General features: G+C 70.3%; 10 protein-coding genes. 4 read left to right on the top strand and 6 right to left on the bottom strand.

Annotation, left to right across the window (positions count from 1 at the left end; all coding sequences use genetic code 11):
• Positions 1–8: 8 nt before the first annotated feature.
• The gene (gene bglX, locus EDF34_RS08135; protein WP_123370876.1) at positions 9–2,369 is read right to left on the bottom strand and encodes a beta-glucosidase BglX; all 2,361 of its coding nucleotides are present in this window, start codon (positions 2,367–2,369) and stop codon (positions 9–11) included.
• A gap of 173 nt (positions 2,370–2,542) precedes the next feature.
• Between bglX and EDF34_RS08130 the strand changes: the two genes are divergently transcribed.
• Positions 2,543–4,597 carry an acyltransferase family protein gene (locus EDF34_RS08130; RefSeq protein WP_233575274.1) on the top strand — a complete coding sequence of 685 codons (2,055 nt, stop codon included), beginning with the start codon at positions 2,543–2,545 and terminating at the stop codon, positions 4,595–4,597.
• A 7-nt stretch (positions 4,598–4,604) separates the two neighbouring features.
• On the opposite strand, the gene EDF34_RS08125 is transcribed toward EDF34_RS08130, so the two are convergent.
• On the bottom strand, positions 4,605–5,852 hold the full coding sequence (locus EDF34_RS08125; RefSeq protein ID WP_233575273.1) for an alkaline phosphatase: 1,248 nt from the start codon (positions 5,850–5,852) through the stop codon (positions 4,605–4,607).
• A 799-nt stretch (positions 5,853–6,651) separates the two neighbouring features.
• Between EDF34_RS08125 and EDF34_RS08120 the strand changes: the two genes are divergently transcribed.
• Positions 6,652–7,311, top strand: coding sequence for a hypothetical protein (locus EDF34_RS08120; RefSeq protein WP_233575272.1), 660 nt, complete (start codon positions 6,652–6,654; stop codon positions 7,309–7,311).
• A gap of 755 nt (positions 7,312–8,066) precedes the next feature.
• Positions 8,067–10,730, top strand: coding sequence for a discoidin domain-containing protein (locus EDF34_RS08115; protein ID WP_199737734.1), 2,664 nt, complete (start codon positions 8,067–8,069; stop codon positions 10,728–10,730).
• A 62-nt stretch (positions 10,731–10,792) separates the two neighbouring features.
• Here EDF34_RS08115 and EDF34_RS08110 read toward each other — a convergent pair whose 3' ends face one another.
• Together EDF34_RS08110 and EDF34_RS08105 are read right to left on the bottom strand one after the other, a co-directional pair.
• On the bottom strand, positions 10,793–12,967 hold the full coding sequence (locus tag EDF34_RS08110; protein WP_123370872.1) for an alpha/beta hydrolase: 2,175 nt from the start codon (positions 12,965–12,967) through the stop codon (positions 10,793–10,795).
• Between the two features lie 53 nt (positions 12,968–13,020).
• Positions 13,021–14,106: a class I SAM-dependent methyltransferase gene (locus tag EDF34_RS08105; RefSeq protein ID WP_123370871.1), complete on the bottom strand. Its 1,086-nt coding sequence runs from the start codon at positions 14,104–14,106 to the stop codon at positions 13,021–13,023.
• 109 nt (positions 14,107–14,215) lie between these two features.
• Here EDF34_RS08105 and EDF34_RS08100 point away from each other — a divergent pair, with 109 nt between their 5' ends.
• Complete coding sequence (locus tag EDF34_RS08100; protein ID WP_123370870.1) at positions 14,216–16,933, top strand: LuxR family transcriptional regulator; 2,718 nt, start codon at positions 14,216–14,218, stop codon at positions 16,931–16,933.
• Here EDF34_RS08100 and EDF34_RS08095 read toward each other — a convergent pair whose 3' ends face one another.
• Together EDF34_RS08095 and EDF34_RS08090 are read right to left on the bottom strand one after the other, a co-directional pair.
• Complete coding sequence (locus EDF34_RS08095) at positions 16,934–17,830, bottom strand: SDR family oxidoreductase (RefSeq protein ID WP_123370869.1); 897 nt, start codon at positions 17,828–17,830, stop codon at positions 16,934–16,936.
• Between the two features lie 749 nt (positions 17,831–18,579).
• A complete protein-coding gene (locus EDF34_RS08090; RefSeq protein ID WP_158615066.1) occupies positions 18,580–20,019 on the bottom strand; it encodes a CBS domain-containing protein in 1,440 nt (479 codons plus the stop codon).
• Between the last annotated feature and the right edge of the window lie 803 nt (positions 20,020–20,822).

The following is a 20,822-nucleotide window of genomic DNA, read 5'->3' as shown; positions in this document are numbered from 1 at the left end:
TCAGGAAGTCACGGCTTCACGGTGAACGACTTCGTCAGCGTCGCGCTCGACGAGTCCCCGCCGAACACCTGGATCTCCCCCGGCTCCACGACGAACTTCCCGCGGTTGTCGTAGAACCCGAAGTCGCTCTTGTCGAGCGTGAACGTCACCTTCTGCGACTCCCCCGGTGCGAGCGTCACCCGCTCGAACCCGCGCAGCCGGCGCACCGGCTGGGACAGGCTCGCGACGGGGTCGTGGATGTACAGCTGCGCGACGTCGTCACCTGCGACGTCGCCGGTGTTCTTGACGACCATCGACACGGAAACCTGCCCGTTGCGGCTGACGCTCGACCGGTTGAGGGTCAGCTTCGAGACGTCGAACGTCGTGTAGCTGAGCCCGTAGCCGAACTCGAAGAGCGGAGCGCAGGTGTCCTGGTCGCGGTAGCGCGCGTTCCACTTGAACGTCGTGTCGCACGGGCGGCCCGACGGCTCGTGGTTGTAGTAGGTCGGCACCGTGCCCACGCCCCGCGGGAACGTCACGGGGAGCTTGCCGCCCGGGTTGACCTTGCCGTAGAGCACGTCGGCCACGGCGTTGCCGCCCTCGGTGCCCGGGAACCAGGCCTCGAGGATCGCCGCCGGCTTGTCGACGACGCCCGTCAGGTCGAGCGGGCGACCGTTGAAGAGCACGACGACCACCGGCTTGCCGGTCGCCGCGACCGCGTCGAGCAGCTCCTCCTGGTGACCCGGCAGGTCGAGCGAGCTGCGGGCGTTGGACTCGCCGCTCATGAAGCCGCTCTCGCCGAGGGCGAGGACCACCTGGTCGGCGTCGTTGGCCGCCGCGACGGCGTCCGCGATCGTCGTGCCGTCGACGCCAGGGCCGGCGCACACCTCGTCGTCCGGGGTGATCGGCGGGACGGCGTTGTTCGGCGGGTCGAAGTTGTGCGCGAGGTTGCACGCCGCGGTGTAGGTCACCGCGCCCGAGCTGGCCGCCTTGAGGCCGTCGAACAGGGTGACGAACTTCGGGGCGAGGTCGTCGGCGCCGCGTCCCGACCAGGGGCCGAGCATCTCGTCGACCGTCTGACCGAACGGGCCGATCAGGGCCGTCGACTTGGTGGCGTCGAGCGGCAGCGCGCCGCCGCCGTTCTTGAGCAGCACCATCGACCGGGCTGCGGCCGAGCGGGCCTTCGCCAGGTCGGCCGGCTTGCCGTAGCTCGCGGGGTCGCTGGCCTTGGTCACGTCGACGTACGGGTGGTCGAACAGCCCGGCGCGGAACTTGACGCGCAGGATCCGCTTCACCGCGTCGTTGAGGCGGGAGATCGAGATCATCCCGTCGCTGAGCAGCTGCGTGCCGTAGTCGCGCAGGTAGGTGCTGACCATCTCCGAGTCGGTGCCCGCCATCAGGGCGGCGGCCCCGGCGTCGGGACCGTCGGCGGCGATGCCGTGCCCGCACGGCCCGTCGTCCGGCTTGACCGGAGGGCAGGCGCGCAGCTCGGCGACGGCGGTGTAGTCGCTCTCGATGAAGCCGTCGAAGCCCCACTCCTTCTTCAGGATGTCGGTCTCGGTGTACTTGTTCGCACAGCCGGGAACGCCGTTGAGCGAGTTGAACGAGCACATCACCGTGTCGGCGCCGGCGTCGATCGCCGCCTTGAAGGGCGGCAGGTAGAGGTTGCGGAGCCGCGACTCGGAGATGTCGGTGGTGTTGTAGTCACGGCCGCCCTCGGGCTGCCCGTACCCCACGTAGTGCTTCACGCTCGCGACGACCTTGTCGGGGGCGCTGTAGTCACTGCCCTGCGTGCCCTTGACCCGGGCGGCGGCGAACACCGAGCCCAGGTAGGGGTCCTCACCGGCACCCTCGACGATGCGACCCCACCTCGGCTCGTGCGAGACGTCGACCATCGGGCTGTACACCTGCTTGAGGCCCTGGATCGCGGACTCCTTCGCGCCGACGGCGGCGTCGGTCCGCGCGACGACGGGGTCGAAGGAGCTCGCGGCACCCAGCGGCACCGGGAAGATCGTGCGGTAGCCGTGGATCGTGTCGTAGGCGAACAGGATGGGGATGTGCAGCCGCGACTGCTCGACCGCGATGTGCTGGAAGTGGTTGATCTGTGCGGCGTCGACCAGGCTGAAGACCGATCCCACGCCGGCTTTGGCGTCGGCGTCGGTGATCTGGCCGTCGGAGAGAAGCTGGACCTGCTGCAGCTTCTCCTTCGTCGTCATGCGAGCGAGCAGCCGGTTGACCTTCTGCTCGATCGTCTTGGCGGCAGGTTGCCGCGTCGGGGCCAACGCCTGGTCCTCGCTGGACGTGCCAGCTGCCAGGGCGCTGCCGCCCGCCGCGAGCACGAGTGCGAACGCCGTGCCGACCGCGGCCGTCCGTCGTCCGATCCTTGCCATGGGAACACCTCCTTGTGTGCCTGCTGTGAAAGCCGAACTTTCCACTGTCGTCCCGTCCGGTGTTTCCCGCATGCCGGCCCGGAGTCGACCGCCGTTCACCTGCAGTTCCGCTGGCTCCCGTACGTTCTCGACGCCGTCGTGCGCCCGTGCACGCGGAGTCAGGAGGTCCGCCCGTGAGCACGGCAGCCCTCGAACGGCCGTCTGCTCCGGCTCGCGTGCGAAGGTCCGGCCGCTTCCGCCCGGACATCGAGGGCCTGCGGGCCGTCGCCGTCGGCCTCGTCCTCGTCTACCACGCGGGCGTGCGCCAGCTCCCGGGCGGGTTCATCGGGGTCGACATCTTCTTCGTGATCTCGGGGTTCCTGATCACGGGTCTGCTGCTCCGTGAGGTCGAGTCGACCGGTCGGCTCTCGTTGTCAGGCTTCTACGCCCGACGAGCCAAGCGCCTGCTGCCCGCGACCGCACTCGTCCTCATCGCGGCGGCCGCCGTCACCTGGCTCTGGCTGCCGCAGACCCAGCGCGCGATCCTCGGCGGGGACGTGGTCGCCGCGGCGTTCTACGTCGTGAACTGGCGGCTCGCCGACCGCTCGGTCGACTACCTCGCCGAGGGTGTGGCGCCCTCGCCGGTGCAGCACTTCTGGTCGCTGGCGGTCGAGGAGCAGTTCTACGTCGTCTGGCCGCTCGTGATCCTGCTCGTGCTCGTCGCCGCCCGCCGGTACGGGTGGCCGCTGCGCGGCGCGATGGCCGCGGGCATCGCGGCGATCGGGATCCCCTCCCTCGCGTTCAGCATCTGGAAGACCGGCGCCGACCCCGCTCCGGCGTTCTTCGTCACGACGACGCGGATGTGGGAGCTCGCGATCGGCGGCGCGATCGCCCTCGGGGCGGCCCACTGGTCGCGCCTCCCGGCCGGCCTCGCGCGGGCACTCGTCTGGGCCGGGCTCGGCACGATCGCGGGTGCCGCGCTCCTGATCGACGGGAGCACCGCGGCCTGGCCGGGCTCGCTCGCGCTCGTCCCCGTGCTGGCCACGGCTGCGGTGATCGTGGGCGGGGCGGCGGCCGCACGGCCCGGCGTCCTGGGCGTGCGACCGCTCGTCTGGATCGGTGGCCTGTCGTACTCGCTGTACCTCTGGCACTGGCCCGTGCTGATCGCGGCCGAGGGGGCGTGGGGTGAGCTCGGTGCCAAGAAGGGGCTCGTCGTCGTCGCGGCCTCGCTGGTCCCCGCGTGGCTGTCCCACCGGTTCGTCGAGACCCCGGTGCGCGCGTCGACGTGGGTCGCGGCCCGTGCGCGCCGCGGGCTGGCGATCGGTGCCGCGTGCACCGCGGTCGGCGCGTTGGCCGGGGCGCTCGTCGTGCTGCCGTCGATGTCGTCGGACTCCCCCACGGCACCCGCGCTCGGCGCGCGCGTGCTCGACGAGGGAGCGGACTGGTTCGTGAACGACCCGGTGTCGATCACGCCCGACCCGAGCGAAGCCACGAAGGACGTCCCCGCCCTGTACGCGGACCACTGCCAGTCCCCCGACGGCGAGACCACGCCCCGGGTCTGCGAGTACGGCGACCCAGACGGCACGTGGACGATGGCGCTCGTCGGCGACTCCAAGGCGGCCCAGTGGCAGCCCGCCCTCGACACCATCGCCCAGCGGGAGCACGTCCGGTTGATCACCCTCATCAAGGGCTCGTGCGCGTTCAGCGACGGCGCGCTGCTCCTGCCGCGCGGCAGGCCGTTCCCGGACTGCAGCACGTGGAACGACAACGCGATGGACGCCCTGCTCGCCGCGAAGCCGGCCGTGGTCGTCACGACCCAGCGCGAGTACCAGGCCCTCGTCGACCCCGACGACCCGTCGTCGGACTACAGCCGGGACGCGATGGTCGATGCCCTCGCGAGTCGCTGGCAGACGCTCGCCGACGCCGGGATCACCGTCGTCGCGCTCGCCGGCAACCCCGGACCGCCGGGCGTGCTGTACGAGTGCGTCGCCGAGCACCGGCACGACGTCTCGCAGTGCTCGTTCCCGGCCCGGACGCCCACCGCGGACGTCCAGGCCCGGGCCGCCAAGCGGGTCGACGAAGCGCACGTCGTCGACCTCAACGACGTCATCTGCCCGGGTGGCACCTGCCCGGCGGTCATGGGCAACGTGCTGACCTACCGCTCGACGTCGCACCTGACGAAGACGTTCGTCGACTCCCTGACGGACGACCTCGCGGACCGGCTTGAGCCGTTGCTCCCGTCGAGCTGAGCGGGGCCTACCTCCGCCCGCGCATCGCGTCCAGCAGCACGTCGAACACGTGGGTGTTGTGCTGCACGCGCGCAAGCTCGACCGCACCCGGGCCCTGCGCCGTCACCGGCGTGGCCCCGCCGCTGTGCGCACCGGTGGTCCAGTCGATCGTGAACTGCAGGTCGCTCCCGGCGATGTCGAACGGCCCGTCCTCGGTGCTCTGCACCACGCTGGGCACGGTGCTGGCCGGGTCGCCGGACTCGTCGTCGGACGCGACGTTCTCGATCGCCAGGCCACCGGTCTCGTGGTCACCGACCAAGACGACGAGCGTGCCGGGGTGCTTCTTGGCGAAGCTCGTGATCAGCGCGACCGTGTCGTCGAGCGCCCGACCGGCCTTCAGCATCAGGCCCGCGTTGTTGGCGTGCTCCATCTCGTCGATTCCCTCCTCCTCGACGAGCAGGAAGAAGCCACGGTGGTTGTCGGACAGCACGTCGAGCGCCTTGCCGGTCATGGTCTTGAGGGCCACGACGGGCGCGTACGCGTCGCCCTGGCCCTCCGGCGCCTGCTCGAACATCTCCTCGTTCGCGAACAGGCCGAGGATCTGGTCGGACTTCGTGGCCTTGAGCTGGGCGGCGGTGTTGACGTAGTCGTACCCCTCGTCCTCCGCGAGGTCGACGAGGTTGCCGATCTCGCTGCGGCTGACCTCGGGCCGGGTGTCGGCCGGGTCGTCCGGGTAGGCGCCCGGGTCGCCCGTCGGGTACCACCAGTCCTCCCCGCCGCCGAGGATCACGTCCGGCTTGGTCTCCTCGATGAACTGGCGCGCGATCTCGCTCTGGTCCGCGCGGTCGGGCACGTGCGAGCCGAATGCCGCGGGCGTCGCGTCGGTGACCTGGGCGGTCGTGACCAGCCCGGTCGCCTTGCGCAGGTCCTTGGCGTGCTCGAGCAGCGTCTTGACGGAGTTGCCGTCCACGTCGACCGAGACGGCACCGTTGTACGTGCGGACCCCGGTGGCGAACGCGGTTCCTCCCGCGGCCGAGTCGGTGACGGCCTCGTCGGGGTCCAGCGAGTCGGTGTGGGTCCAGCCCGCGTAGCGCAGCGAGTCCATCGCCAGCTCGCCGTCCTTGCCGACGGTGTTCAGCCGGATGGCCTCGCGCGCGGCGATGCTCAGGCCGTCGCCGACGACGAGGATCACGTTCTTCGCCGTCTTGCTGTCGCTCTTGCCGCTGTCGTGGTGGCCGCGTGGCTCCCCGCTGGCGGCCAGGCCGGTCGCAAGCACCGCGGCTCCTGCTGCGGCGATCCATGCGTGTCGTGAGCTGCCATTCATCGTGCACCCCCAGTCGAACGTCGTTGTTCGGGTTGGTGTGGGGCGTCGGCGACCTTGCCGGCGCCCCCCTCCATCGTCAGCCGGTCACCCGAATGGCGCATCTCCGGGTGCCGTTCCCCACCTCCCGTCTGCTGGTCACACCACGCCACCAGGTTCTCGACGCCGCTGTGAGCCCGTGCACCCGCCGTGCGAGAAAGTCGGCCCATCGGTCAGTACGGCAGCCCTCGATCGGCCGCCGACCCGTGCCGCGCACCGGCGAAGGTCGACTAACTTCCGCCCGAGCATCGAAGGCCTGCGGGCCGTCGCAGTCGGCGGAGGAGCTGCTGAACGCGGTCGCCAGTTCTGCGGTGGCGTCGCCACGTGCGCGTCCCGACTGCGGTTCGGGTCGATCAAGCCCGGTCAAGGCAGCGCCCACCACCCCGCGGCGCGGCTCTCCATCGGGCCGGTGCGGCGAAGTCGAGAGGATCGCTCATGCCGCCGGAGGTCGTCGCCGATAGAGATGGAGGCGGCGTCGCAACAGTTGTTCGCTGCGTCGGTCGAGCCAGGAGCCGGATACGTGTCTGGCGGACAAGGTCAAGGAAGCGACCGCGCAGGGCGCTTCCGGGGCATCCGTCCGTGCGCCGGCCGGGCGTCGACATGTGACTGGCCGCGCCTTTTACCTCTGCCCCGAAACTACGTTCCAGCTGGAGTGTTATCCGTGAAGACTCGTAACCCCCGATCCCGCAGGGCTGTTGGTGCAGCCGCCCTGACAATGTGCCTCGCGCTTGGTGCCGTTCTCGTCGCCCCGACGGCCGCGCAGGCCGCATCGCCCACGAGCGTGGCCATCAGCAAGATCCCGACAGTCAAGCTCGCAGGGGCGAAGTCCAAGACCGTGAAGCCGAAGGTCAAGACCGGCAAGAACGTCAAGGTGTCGTCCAAGCGGCTGTCTGTCACGAAGGGAGGCGCATCCGTCGCGAAGAACAAGACGTCGGTCAAGCTCGCGAAGGGCACCTACAAGGTGACGACGACCGTCAAGTACAAGACGAAGTCGACCTCCACGAGCCTCGTCTCCAACGGCTCGAAGGCCGTTGCGATGTCTTGCACTGTCGCCGACGTGGAGACCAACAACGTCGAGGGCTACGACGTCGAGCTCATGTTCCTCGAGTGCAGGGGGGCCTTCAACGGCGTCTACCAAGCTCGCGCAGGCTGGTGGGACGACGCTGACATGCGCGACCTCCTGGGACCAAACATCTGGGGCGACTCGTTTGTCTCGCACCCCAACGAGGTCCTCCCGATCGTTGGCAAGAAGTTCTCGGCAAAGGTGACTCCGGTCGACGCCGACGGCAATCCGAAGAAGCTCTACAAGACGAGCTCCAAGTGGTCTGCGACGAAGACCAAGACGCTGAAGCAGACCCTCAAGGTCGTCAAGTAGCCGGAAGCGCGACCGCTCCTCGCCGTGCAAGCTTTGGCGACTGCGGAGCTCTGGGGTGCGGCATCGCCACACCCCAGAGCCCGCACGTCACGCGGCCGCGCTACGCCCGTGTGGCCGGGATACGCCTCCGGGCCGGCAGGACCGCGAAGAACGTGCGGTGCCGACACCACCTCGGCGACGGCAAGGCAATCGGGTTCCGGCTCGGTGACCACTGCCGAGACTGTGGCATCGAGCCCCCGTGCTGAGTCCGGGTGACGACCCGGTCGCGATGCCTGCAGAAGCCAACAAGCGCGACGTCCCCGAACCGCCCGGGACTCGGGAGGCGCCTCGGGCAAGGTGAGGCGTCGGCCTCGCAGACGGCGGAGCCAGTGCACCCGGCGATCGCGTCGGCCGGTGCTCGATCGATGCTGCCGAGAAAGATCCCACCCGCGGTGGCCACCATCGCAGCAGCCAGCACCTACCTTCCTTCGCTCGGCTCGTCGCAGGAGACCTGCCCGACGACCTGACGGTCCCCACGCGCTCTACGGAGCCCACCCCCAGGGCCGAAGTCCCGTCTGTCCCCCTCTGGCGCAAACGGGCGTTTTGCACTTACTGTCTGGTCAGTAGGCCAATCGAGGCAGGGCAGCGTCGCCGCGTCCCGACTGGCAGCACCGGACTCACAAGGTCGTGATCGTCCTCGCGCGGGTCGACCCTCGCGCGCTCCCACCTCTCCCTGCATCGGCGCGTCTTCCCGACTCCCCCAAGGAGCACTACCCATGTCCCCATCTGCTGGGACCACATTCGTGGCACCCGCGTCGCTCACGCGGCGCCTGATCATCGTCATGCTGACGGCGCTGGCGATGATCGTCTCGCTCGTCGCCATCGCCCCGCTCGTCCCCTCCGCGCACGCCGCCGGACCGCTGATCTCGCAGGGCAAGCCGGTCACGGCGTCCTCGGTCGAGAACGGCGGGACCGCCGCGGTGAACGCCGTCGACGGCAACACGGGCACCCGCTGGTCGAGCGCCGCCGCCGACCCGCAGTGGATCCAGATCGACCTGGGCGCGACGGTCGCCATCGACCAGGTGGTCCTCAACTGGGAGGCCGCGTACGCGCGCTCCTACCAGATCCAGGTCTCCAGCTCCGCGTCCGGGCCGTGGACCAACGTCTACTCGACGACCACCGGCGACGGCGGCGTGGACACCCTCGCGGTGACCGGCTCAGGCCGCTACGTCCGCATGAACGGCACGGCGCGCGCCACCGGCTACGGGTACTCCCTGTGGGAGTTCCAGGTGTTCGGCGCGGGCACCACCACCCCGTCCGGCTGCAACACCGACGCGAACGCGGCGCTCAACAAGCCGTCGTCGGCCTCGTCGACGGAGAACGCGGGCACCCCGGCCGCGAGCGCCTTCGACGCCAGCGCGACCACCCGCTGGTCCAGCGCGGCGTCCGACCCGCAGTGGGTGCAGGTCGACCTGGGCAGCACGCAGAGCATCTGCCGCGTCGTGCTCAACTGGGAGGCGGCCTACGGCCGCGCGTACCAGGTCCAGACGAGCGACTCGTCGACCGGCCCGTGGACGACGATCTTCTCGACGACGACCGGTGACGGCGGCATCGACACCGCGACGGTCACCGGCAGCGGGCGCTACGTGCGCCTGACCGGCACGGTCCGCGCCACGGCCTACGGCTACTCGCTGTGGGACGTCCAGATCAACACAACAGGAGGAGGCACGACGAACCCGACCACGTGCGCCGCCCAGCCGACCGTCCCCGACTTCGGCCCGAACGTCCGCGTCTTCGAGGACAGCACCCCGGACGCCACCATCCAGGCCTCGCTGAACGAGGTCTTCGAGGCGCAGAAGGACACGCAGACCGACCAGTTCCACGACCGGCGTGACGCCTTCCTGTTCAAGCCGGGCTCTTACAACGTGTACGCCAACATCGGCTTCAACACCTCGATCCAGGGCCTGGCCCAGAACCCCGACGGCGTGACCATCAACGGCGCCGTCACGGTCGACGCGTTCAACGCGAGCGACGCCGGCAACGCGACGCAGAACTTCTGGCGCAGCGCCGAGAACCTGACGATCAACACCAACGGCGGCCGCAACCGCTGGGGCGTGTCCCAGGCCGCGCCGTTCCGCCGCATGAACGTCCTCGGCGGGCTGGACCTGTTCCCGGCGTCGTACGGCTGGTCCTCGGGCGGCTACATCTCGGACACCCGCGTCACGGGCTCCGTCGAGTCGGCGTCCCAGCAGCAGTGGTACAGCAAGGACAGCACGTTCGGCAGCTGGAGCGGCTCCAACTGGAACATGGTCTTCTCCGGCGTCAACGGCGCACCGGCGACGAACTTCTCCACCGCCCCGAGCGGGGTGCACCACACGAACGTGGGCAGCACGCCGGCGTCGCGTGACGTCCCGTACATCTACTTCGCCAACAACGAGTACCGCCTGTTCCTGCCGGACCTGCGCACCAACGCGAACGGTCCCAGCTGGGCCGTCGGCGCGCCGACCCCCGGCACGTCCGTGAGCTTCAGCCAGGTCTTCGTGGCACGCCCCTCGGACAGCGCCGCGACGATCAACGCACGCATCGCGGGCGGCTGCCACGTCGTGTTCTCCCCGGGCGTCTACAACCTCGACGCCCCGATCGTCGTGAACCGGGCCAACACGGTCCTGCTCGGCATGGGCTACGCCACCCTGGTCCCCCAGGGCGGCGTCACGGCCATCTCGGTCGGCGACGTCGACGGCGTCCGCGTCAAGGGCATGTTCATCGACGCCGGCACCACCAACAGCACCTCGCTGATGACGGTCGGCACCACCGCGGGCATCGGCACCAGCCGCGCCGCCAACCCGGTGACCGTGCAGGACGTCTTCTTCCGCATCGGCGGCCGCGTGGCCGGCAAGGCGACCAACTCGCTCGTCGTCAACAGCAGCAACACGATCGTCGACCACACCTGGATGTGGCGCGCCGACCACGGCAACGGCGGCACCGTCGGCTGGACGATCAACACGGCCGACACCGGCCTCGTGGTCAACGGCAACAACGTGCTCGCCACCGGCCTGTTCGTCGAGCACTACCAGAAGTACGAGGTCATCTGGAACGGCCAGGGCGGACGGATCATCTTCTTCCAGAACGAGAAGCCGTACGACCCGCCGAACCAGGCCGCGTGGATGAACGGCTCTTTGCAGGGCTACGCGTCGATCAAGGTCGCGGACTCGGTGACGTCGTTCCTGGGCCAAGGCCTGGGCAGCTACGTGTTCTTCCAGGCCAACCCCTCGGTCAACCTGTCCCACACGTTCGAGGCGCCCGTGAATGCGAACGTGCGCTGGCAGAACATGGCCATCGTGTCGCTCGGCGGGGTGGGGAGCATCTCCCACGTGATCAACGACGCCGGGCCGGGGGTGAACAGCGGGACGAACAATGCGTACATGCTGAGCTACCCGTGATCGTCCGTAGTTGAAGGACGCCGGCCGGCCCGTTGCGACGGGTCGGCCGGCGTTCGTACGCGTCAGACCAGGTCGGCCAGCAGTCGCGCCGCCCGCAGCGCCCCGTCGGTCTCCACCTCGCGGTAGGTCACCTCGGTGCCGAGCTCCTTGGCCACGGCCTCGGCCAGCCCGTCGGGGTCGAGCGCGTCGGCGTAGGGCAGGTGCCGTCCGGCCCCGTAGCGCTCGAGCCGGTTTCGCACGTGGATGTTCTGCTCGAAGTGGTGCTGCAGCGGCACGTAGACAAACGGCTTGCGCAGCGCGGTCAGCTCCATGCACGTGGTCAGCCCACCCTGCACCACGGCCACGTCGCACGCGGCCGACAGCTGGTACAGGTCCGGCACGTAGCCGAGCACGGTCGCCCCGTCCGGTGCAGGCAGGGACGACGGGTCGATGCGCGGGCCGGCGACGACGACGAACCGCAGGTCGGGTGCGAGCTCGCGTGCCCGGGGAACGGCGGAGAGCACCCGGCGCAGCAGCGACTCCCCCACCCCGGACCCGCCGACGGTCACGACGCACAGCCGCTCGTCCTCGCCCACGCCGAGCGACGAACGCACGGAAGCGGCACCGGCCGCCGCAGCACCGGCGTCGAAACCCGTCACATACCCCGCGAAGTCGTAGTTCTCCTCGGTCCACCCGCGGATCGACGGGAGCCCCGGCCCGAACGGCACGTCGACGACGTCGTCGGGCGACCCCACGAACACCGACCGATCCCGCACCCGCGCGAACCGCGCCCGCTGCGTGAGCATCTCCGCGTTGTAGTCCGCGGTCAGCGCGGCCTCCCGCGGGCCGCCGTCGGGCATCGGCAGCCACCCGACGAAGTCCGTCATCCACGCGAACGAGAAGCGCTTGAGCTCGGGGTTCTCGTGCAGGAAGTAGTCGACGTCCCACGCCTCGTCGCCGATCACCAGGTCGTAGTGCCCCTCGGCGACCACGTCGGCGAACACCATGAAGTTGTTGACCAGGATCTCGTCCATGCGGCGGATCGCCTGGAACGCGTGCAGGTCGTGCTCGCCGGCCTCGTGCTCGATGTGGCCGGACTCGTTGCGCAGCCACGCCGACGCCGGGTGCACGCGCTCGCCGTGCTGCGCGAGCACGCGGGTCACGGGGTGCTGCGCGAGCCAGTCGATCTCCAGCTCGGGGCGCTGCTCGCGCAGCGCGGCGGCGATGGCGACGTCGCGCTGCGCGTGGCCCAGCCCGATGGGCGAGGACAGGTACAGCGCGCGCGGCGTCCGCCGGGCGGCCCGTGTCCAGGTCCGGCGCGCGGGAGCCCGCGGCACGACCCTGTCGACGAAGTCGCGGATCAGGTGGTTCACCTTGACGGGGTCTCGCGCGGGCGGCCCGTGCCCGGCGCCGTCGATCGCGACGAGCTCGCCGCCGGTCAGTTCCGCGAGTCGCTCGCCGAACGCGATCGGCCGGATCTGGTCGTCGGTCCCGTGCACGACGAGCACGGGGCACCGCACCGCGCGGGCCAGCGGCTCGATCGACTCGCAGACGGCCCCCTCACACCCGAGCCGCCCGGCCGTGGAGTCGGACAGCACCTGCGGCGTGATCTCGTGCGACCAGTCGACGCAGTCCTCGATCTGCTTCGTCGAGTGCGGCTCCGCGAACATCTTCGCGAAGAAGAACTCGACGAAGTCGTCGTACCCGCCGCCAAGCCAGTAGTGCTTGTTGTACTTCGCCCAACCGTCGGAGGAGTCGAGCGGCTCGTCCCACGGCACGTGGTCGCGGCCGGGCGTCGGCACGTTCATGCCGCACGACGGGGCGATCGCGACGAGCCCGAGCACGCGCTCGGGATGCTTCGCGGCGACGTGCACCGACCAGGCGGCGCCGCAGGACAGCGACACGAGCACGGCCGTGTCCGTGCCGGTGGCATCGAGCACCGCGAGCAGGTCCGCCGCGTACTCAGTGTCCTCATACGCGGCGGCCCCCGCCGGGCGAGACGAGGCTCCGCTCCCCCGCCCGTCGAACGTCACCACCCGGTAGTGCCGGGCGAGGTACCCGACCTGCGCCTTCCAGAACCGCGACGGCACGATCGACCACGTCGGCACGAGCACGACGGTCGGCGCGTGCGCGTCGCCGTACACGGCGTACGCGAGCCGCACCCCGTCCCGCTCCGCGACGCCCTCGAGGTCCGGATCGGCGGCGCGACTCGGATCCGGGGCAACAACCGGGCGGGTGGCCCGGGGGCCGTGGCTCACACTCGCAGTGTGGACCGCCACGGCTCCCGGGTCACCCCTCTCGGTGAAGGGACTCACGGCCGGATCTCGAACACGTTGTTGAACGGCGTGGTCGCGGCGGTGCCGAAGCTGGTGAACCCGCCGGTCGTCGCGACGTCCCGGATGCGTGCCGGCCCTGCCTGGGTGCCGAGCGCGAGCCCGACCTCCTGGGACAGCGCCGCGGGCGTGCACACCAGGGTCGAGAACCCGTAGTACGTCCGCCCGACGGGGTTGAGGTTGTCCTCGATGTGGTCCCCGGCCATCGGCTCGACGACCATCCACGTCCCGTCGTCGGCGATGGCCTGCCGCACGTACCGGGCCGCGCCGACGGGGTCGCCCATGTCGTGCAGGCAGTCGAACATCGTGATCAGGTCGTACCCCGTCCCGGAGAACCCGGTGGCGGGTGCGACCTCGAAGGTCACGCGGTCCGCGACGCCGGCCTCGTCGGCCCGCGACCGTGCGATCTCGATCGACTCCGCGTGGTAGTCGGACCCGACGTACGTGGAGTTGGGGAACGACTTCGCCATGAGGATCGTCGACGCCCCGTGCCCGCACCCGACGTCCGCGACCCGCGCGCCCGCCTCGAGCTTCGCGACGACGCCGTCGAGCGCCGGCAGCCACTCGCCGATGAGGTGCCCGTTGTACATGGTGCGGAAGAACCGCTCGCACCCGTGGTGCACGTCGCCGTTGTGCGCGTGCCAGCCGAGCCCGTCGCCGTCCGTCGCGGCGGTGAGGATCTCCGGCGCGTCACGCACGGCGCCGTGCGCGAGCTGGAAGAAGCCGGGCAGGTAGGCCGGGCTCGTCGGGTCCGCGAGCGCGACGGCGTGCTCGGCGGGCAGCGTGTATCTGCGCGTCTCGGCGTCGTAGGTCACGTACCCGCCGGCCGCCTGCGCGGACAACCACTCCCGCGTGTACGGCTCACCGGTGCCGGTGCGCTCGGCGAGCTCGCCGGGCGTGATGGGTCGGCCGTCGGCCATCTCCCGGTAGTAGCCGAGCTTGTCGCCCATGACGACCAGGGCGGTGTTGAGCGTCGCGCCGACCTCCTCGACGGCGCGGAAGACGAAGGCCATGAGCTTGTCGGGGTCGATGACGCGCTGGGGTGCGTCGGCCTGGATGGTCATCTGTGTGCTCCTCTGTTGCTGCGGACGATTTGTCCTCTTTCGACTCTCGCGTCCTGCGGAAGCGCATCGCATCGGGGGGTCCCCCTGGGGTTCTCCCTAGACTGGGCCGGTGCTGGTCGGCCGCGAGCGCGAGCGCCAGGTGCTGCGGTCCCTGGCCGCGGCGGCGCGCGTCGGCGAGGGCGGGACGCTGGTCGTCGTCGGCGAGGCGGGGATCGGGAAGTCCGCGCTGCTGTCGGACTTCGTCGCGTCGTCCCTCGATGCCGGGATGCGGGTGCTGCAGGCCGCGGGTGTGTCGGCCGAACGCGAGGTCCCCTTCGGCGGGCTGCTGCAGCTGCTGCGACCGGTGCTCGACCACCTCGACGGCCTGCCCTCGCCGCAGGCGGATGCGCTTGGCGCCGCGCTCGCGCTGCGGCCGGGTGCGGAGAGCGAGCGGTTCGCGGTCGGCGCCGCAGTGCTGGGGCTGCTGAGCCGGGTCGCGGAGGACGCGCCGCTGGTGCTGGTGGTCGACGACGCGCACCTGCTGGACCTGCCCACCGCGCAGGCGCTGACGTTCGCGGCCCGCCGGCTGTCGTCGGACCCGGTCGCGGTGGTGCTCGCGGTGCGGGAGGGCGAGCAGTCTCTGGTGACGTCGGTCGGCCTTCCCGTCCTCGCGGTCACCGGGCTCGCTGCGGACTCCGCGGACGCATTGCTTGCCGGCCGCGGGCTTCCCCCGTCGGCGCGGTCGCGCCTGCTCGCCGCGACGGGCGGCAACCCGCTGGCCCTGCTCGAGCTGCCCGACGACGCATCGCTCGCCGCCCTGCCCGACGACGCTCCGGTCCCCGTGCCCGCCTCCCTCGCGCGCGCCTTCGCCGTCCGCGCCGACGCCCTCTCCCCCGCGGCGCGCACCGCGCTCCTGGTGGCGGCGGCTGCGGGCGGCGACCTCACGACGACCGAACCGGCCTGTGCTCATCTGGGCGTCAGCGCCGCCGACCTCGACGAGGCGGTCGTCGCCGGCCTGTTCACCGTGTCCGCTGGTCATGTGGCGTTCCGGCACGACCTCGTGCGCTCTGCGGTCTGGGCGGAGGCGACTCCGGCTTCCCGCCAAGCCGTCCACCTCGCCCTGGCGGCCGTCCTCGGCTCTCACGACGCCGACCGCCGCGCGTGGCACCTCGGCGAGGCGACGACGTCGCCAGACTCGTCCGTCGCGGCAGCACTCGACGAGGCCGCCGCCCGCGCCGGCGCCCGGGGCGCTCACGCCGTCGCGGCGGCGGGATACGAACGAGCCGCACGGCTCACACCTGATGCCGCTCTCCGCGCTGCTCGCCTCCTCGCGGGCGCCGAGTTCGCCTGGCGCGCCGGTCAGCCGTCGACAGCACTCGACGCGCTGGCGGCGGTGTCTGCCCTGCCGTCCACCCCGGACCTGCGTCTCCGGGCTGCCGCGCTCGAGGGCGCGGTCTCCATCCGGACCGGCGCGGTCGAGCACGCACGCGACCTGCTCCTCGAAGCGGCGTCCACCGTCACCGACGCGGATCGCGCCGTCGAGCTCCTCGCCGACGGCATCCTGGCCGCCCAGTTCGCCGGCGACATCGCCGCCGCCTCCCAAGCAGCGGCCCGCATCGACGACCTGCTCCCCCACGTCCGCACCCCCCGGACGATCTGGCTCGGCACCATGGCCGCCGGCCTCGCGGGCATCATCGTCGGCCACGGTGGCCCCGATCGGATCCGCGCCGCCATGGACCAGGCGATCGACGACCCCGCGCTGCTCGCCGACCCCCGGCTCGCTCCCTGGCTCGTCATGGGCCCGCTCTTCCTCCGCGAGGCCGGTGCGGAACGCTCCGTCATCCCCACCGTCGTCGGCCACGTCCGCCGCCGCGCCGACCTCGGCGGGCTGCCGATCCTCCTGTTCTACGTCGCCCGCGACCAGGGCACGACCGACCGCTGGACCGACGCGGTTGCCACCTACACCGAGGGCATCGCGCTGGCACGCGAGGCCGGCCAGGTGACCGACCTCGTCGCGGGGCTGGCCGGGCTGGCGTGCGTCGAGGCGCGCCGGGGTTCGTCGTCCGCGCTGGCCCACGCGGAGGAGGCGCTGGCCCTGGCGACCGAGCACCACATCGGCTTCTTCCAGACCTGGGCGTACACGGCGCTCGGCGACTTGGCTCTGGGTTCTGGTCGTGCCCAGGAGGCGCTCGACGCGTACCAGTCGCTGGTCGACCACACCGCGGCACTCGGGTTCGACGACGTGGACGTGTGGCCCGCGGCGGAGATGGTCGACGCCCTGATGCGGCTCGACCGGGCTCCGGAGGCGCTCGCTCTGGCGACGCGCCTCTCAGAACGCGCCGCCGACAAGGGCCAACCGTGGGCGCTCGCCCGCGCCGCCCGCGCACTCGGCCTCACCGCGCCGGACGACTCGATCGACGACCACTTCGGCGCAGCGCTCGAGCTCCACGCGCGGACTCCCGACACCTTCGAGACCGCCCGCACCCAGCTCGCCTACGGCCACCGCCTGCGCCTGGCCCGCCGCCGCGTCGACTCCCGCCCACCGCTGCGCGCCGCCCTGGCCACGTTCGATGCCCTGGGCGCCGCCCCGTGGGCTGACCAGGCCGCCGCCGAGCTGCGCGCCACCGGCGAGACGGCGCACCGCCGCGACGTCACCGGGCTCGACCACCTCACCCCGCAGGAGCTGCAGGTGGCGCGCACGCTCGCCGTCGGCCGGACAACGCGCGAGGCGGCCGCGGCTTTGTTCCTTAGTCCGAAGACGATCGAGTACCACCTGCGCAATGTCTACGCGAAGCTCGGGGTGCGCTCCCGCGCGGAGCTGACGACGGCGATGGCGGACCGCCCCTGATCAGGGGACGTTGGCCCCGCCGTTGACGTTGATGACCTCGCCCACGACGAAGCTCGACTCCGGCGAGGCGAGGAACACGTACGCGGGCGCCTGCTCCACCGGCTGGCTCGTCCGGCCGAGCCACGACGACTCCCCGAACCCGTCCAGCTTCTCGCTCGGCTGCCCGTCCGTGACCTGTAGCGGCGTCCACACCGGCCCCGGCGCGACGGCGTTGACACGGATGCCGCGCGGTGCGAGGTCGGCGGCGAGCGCCTTGGTGAACCCGATGATCGCGAACTTGGTCGACGCGTAGTTGATGATCATCGGCGACGGGTTGTACCCCTGCACCGACGTGCTGTTGATGATCGTCGACCCGGGCGGCAGGTGCGGCAGGGCGTCCCGGGTGATCCAGAACATCGCGTACAGGTTGGTCTGGATCGTGCGGTCCAGGTCCGCCTCGTCGAGCTCGTCGAAGGACTGGTGGTACACCTGGTGCGCCGCGTTGTTCACCAGGATGTCGAGCCCGCCGAGCCCCTCCACCGCGTCCGCCACCAGCGACCGGCAGAACTCGCGGTCGCGGATGTCGCCAGGCAGCAGCACCGCCTTCCGGCCCGCCGCGCGCACGTGCGCGGCGATGGCCTCTGCGTCGACCTGCTCCTCCGGGAGGTAGCTCAGCGCCACGTCCGCGCCCTCGCGGGCGAATGCGATGGCGACCGCCGCGCCGATGCCCGAGTCGCCGCCGGTGATGAGCGCCTTGCGGCCGGGGAGCCTTCCTGTCCCCCGGTACGTGGTCTCGCCGTGGTCCGCCTTGGGGTCGATCTCGGCGTCGAGGCCTGGTAGGGGCTGCCAGCTGGCGTGGGGCTTGATGTGGGCGTGGCGCTCGACCGGGTTGTCGAACGTGAGCTGGTCGGGCGGCATGCGGGTCTCCTTCGCGGAAGCCGGAATGGCGCCAAATGGCACCGACGCCATGCCGCGACGATAGCGGCGAGGGCGGAGACGCGAGTCCGATCGGCCGCCGTCACCGCCAACACCAGCCGAATGTCGTCATTCGAGTCGGACAGGGGCACAGAGCTGCCGCGCGAGGGCGATCTGCGCAGTAGCCGACCCGGACTCAGGCAGCGTCGCCTCGTCGCGGTCCGCAGCACCGGACTCACAAAGGTCATGATCGTCCGCACGCGGGACGACCCCTGGGCGCTCGTGCCTGCCGTGAATCGGCATCGGGAGACGCCCACCCACGTCCTCCGAAGTCGGAACGAATGTCACCCGCGTCCCGATCCGCTGGGAGTGCCACTCTCACGGCACTCCCGTCCTTCCGCGGCGTCTGCTCATCGTCATGTTGACCGCGGTGGCGATGCTCGCCTCGTCAGTCACCATGGCGCCGCTCGTCCCGGTGCCACGCTCCGCCGGGCTGCTTGAGTCGCAGGGCGAACGTGTGACGGCGTCCTCGTTGACAAAGCGCCGGCATCACCACGGCGAACACTGTCGGAGGAACCGTGGCAGCCGATCGTCGAGCACCTTCGCCGATTCGCAGTGGATCCGGGGCGATCTGAACTCGACCACCGTGAACTATTGCTTCGGCCGTGCAGCGGCCGAGGACCTGCACCCCAGCGCCAGCCACACGAGACCATCGGGCCAACATGGGTGCGCCTAATTGCCCCGATGCCCGCCTAGCTCGGCTGGCGGTCCGACGTTACAAGTCGCAGCACCCGCGCCGTCTTCTCCAGCACTTCAATGTCGTCGGCGGTGATTGGGTCCGGGCTGAAGTGCATGAGCTGGTTGCGAATGACGCGGACCCGCTCGAGCTGTTCATGGAACTCACCTTGGGCCAGTCCTTGCCACATCAGCTTGCTCCAGAGTGGCGCCTTGGAAAGCGCCGTGACGTAGGTGCCCAACGTGGCTCCATATAAGGGTACGTGAACGCCGTTGTCTTTGAGATCGTCGGTCGTGCAGTAGCCCATGATCCGGCTGCTCAGGCGCCGCTCGATTTCGTCAAGGAGCACAATGGGTCGATGGTCGTTGCCGAACCGACGGCTTAGGTCCGCGCTCGTGATGATGCCCTGTACCTCGCCTCTGTGAGTACGCACCAAGACGAAACCGTGCTGGTATATCACTTCCGCCTGCTGCAGCAACTCATCCTCTGGCGCCGCGGATGGTGCTGATCGCATCGCGTCGCGCACGACCTTGGGACTGCCCGACATCCAGGCGAGGGCGATTGACTCCCACGACACTGCTCCAATCAGTCGGTCATCGGCGTCTACGACTGCGATCTGGGAGTAGTCCTTCAACGCCATGTTGGTCACAGCGACTGCGAGCAGGTCGTCGGGCCGGGCGCTCATGACCTCGCAAAGTGCGGTGTCCATGGTGCTGACCGAGTAGTGCACGGCGCCGCCGATGACTGCCTCAGCCGTCGCTTCTGCCACGTCCACGGCCTCGCTGACCGCTGACGCGGATTCGGATGCCTCCCCGGTCTGCCCAGGTACCGGAATAACTTCAACGAGACTATCGATCCACCCTGCAGCGATAGACGGCACCGCCAGAAGTCCCAGCTCGGCGAGGTCGTCGGTCACCTCCTCCACGATTCGAGCAGTACGACGCCTGAAGCCCCACAGGTCAAGAAGTTCGCGGACAGTCATGCTGCGTGGAGCCACGTCGACGAGCTCGCCTACGTTCGCGGGCAACGGATCGTAGTCCTGCATCTGCGCGCCCGGGTCGTCGTGTCCCTCAGCAACCTGAGCCAGACGCGCCGCAATGTTGCGCCGAGACAACTCACAGACAGTTAGCAACGAACCAAGTGATGCAAGGAGGTCGGAGCCGAGCTCTGACTTGGCGACCACGGGCCGCACCCACCGTATCGGCCGGGAATGGCGCATGCCGGCGGGCTGGTCGGCGTCGTAGAAGTAGGGGCCTTCTACATACCCGATGGCAACCGAGTCGCTGGTCTTCTTCAGAGGCATCACGACGAGATCCCCAACCTGCATGACCTCGAGAAATCGCCACAACTGTCCGGACCAGTTACCGAGCACGGCTGCCGAGATCTGGTCGCCGTATGCCTCTCGAATCGCGGCCTTCACTTCTTCCCGCGAACGGCAGTCAGAGATGTCGGCCAACTCGCTCCATCCCGCTATCGAGCGGGATTGGTCCAAAGCAGCTGCTTCCCGTTCACCGTCGCGCCCAGCCCGCACCATCCACGCACGTGGCACCGTTCAGACCCCCGCAGTCGCCGAAACCGGACGCGTCAACCGTACCCAGGCCAGGGCCGCGCTGTGGCCGATACGCCAGACATGCGGCGTCCGATGAATTCCGGCGATCCAGGTTGGTGCTGTCATCGAGGGCTGGGCACCTGTGCAGGCAGCAGAACGCCGAGGTCGCCCGGACGGGTCGCGTCCGTCGGTGACCTTCCTTGCTGCGACCCGGGAGACTGAGCGTGTGCCACCCGGGGGCGGGGCGCGGGGCTTGGGGGTAACCAACCGATACGACAACGCGGAAGTTGCACGCGCCAAGAACGCCTCGTCCTGAACTTCTGGTAGCGGAAGCGCGCGTGAGGCCCGTCCCGCGTTGGCTCCCGCGCAAGGCGGCAACGGGTTACGGACTTCCGCGACCATCGACAACCTCGTGAGCCGAACTCGTCGCAGGCCAGATTGGACGCCGACGCACCGCCTTGGGCGGCGGCGGGAAGCCCAAGTGCGCGGCGCGGCCGAACCTCGTGGCTCGGTACCGAATCGCCGATAGCATCGCCGTGGTGCAGGACCGCCGTGCACGATCGGGCGGGGAACAGGGAAACGAGAGGGCTAGATGCCGCAGCCGCAGGGCCCCAGGACGAGGTCGCGTTCAACTAGAGGTCGCGGACAAGCTGCGAGGGTCATTCAAGGAGCACGAGCGCGGCTCGATCTTGCTGCTGCTGCGGGTCCCA

The organism is Cellulomonas sp. PhB150, from assembly GCF_003755175.1.
GTDB lineage: Bacteria > Actinomycetota > Actinomycetes > Actinomycetales > Cellulomonadaceae > Cellulomonas.
Note: the sequence above shows the minus strand (reverse complement) of the source record. Positions and strands in the feature narration are given on the sequence as shown.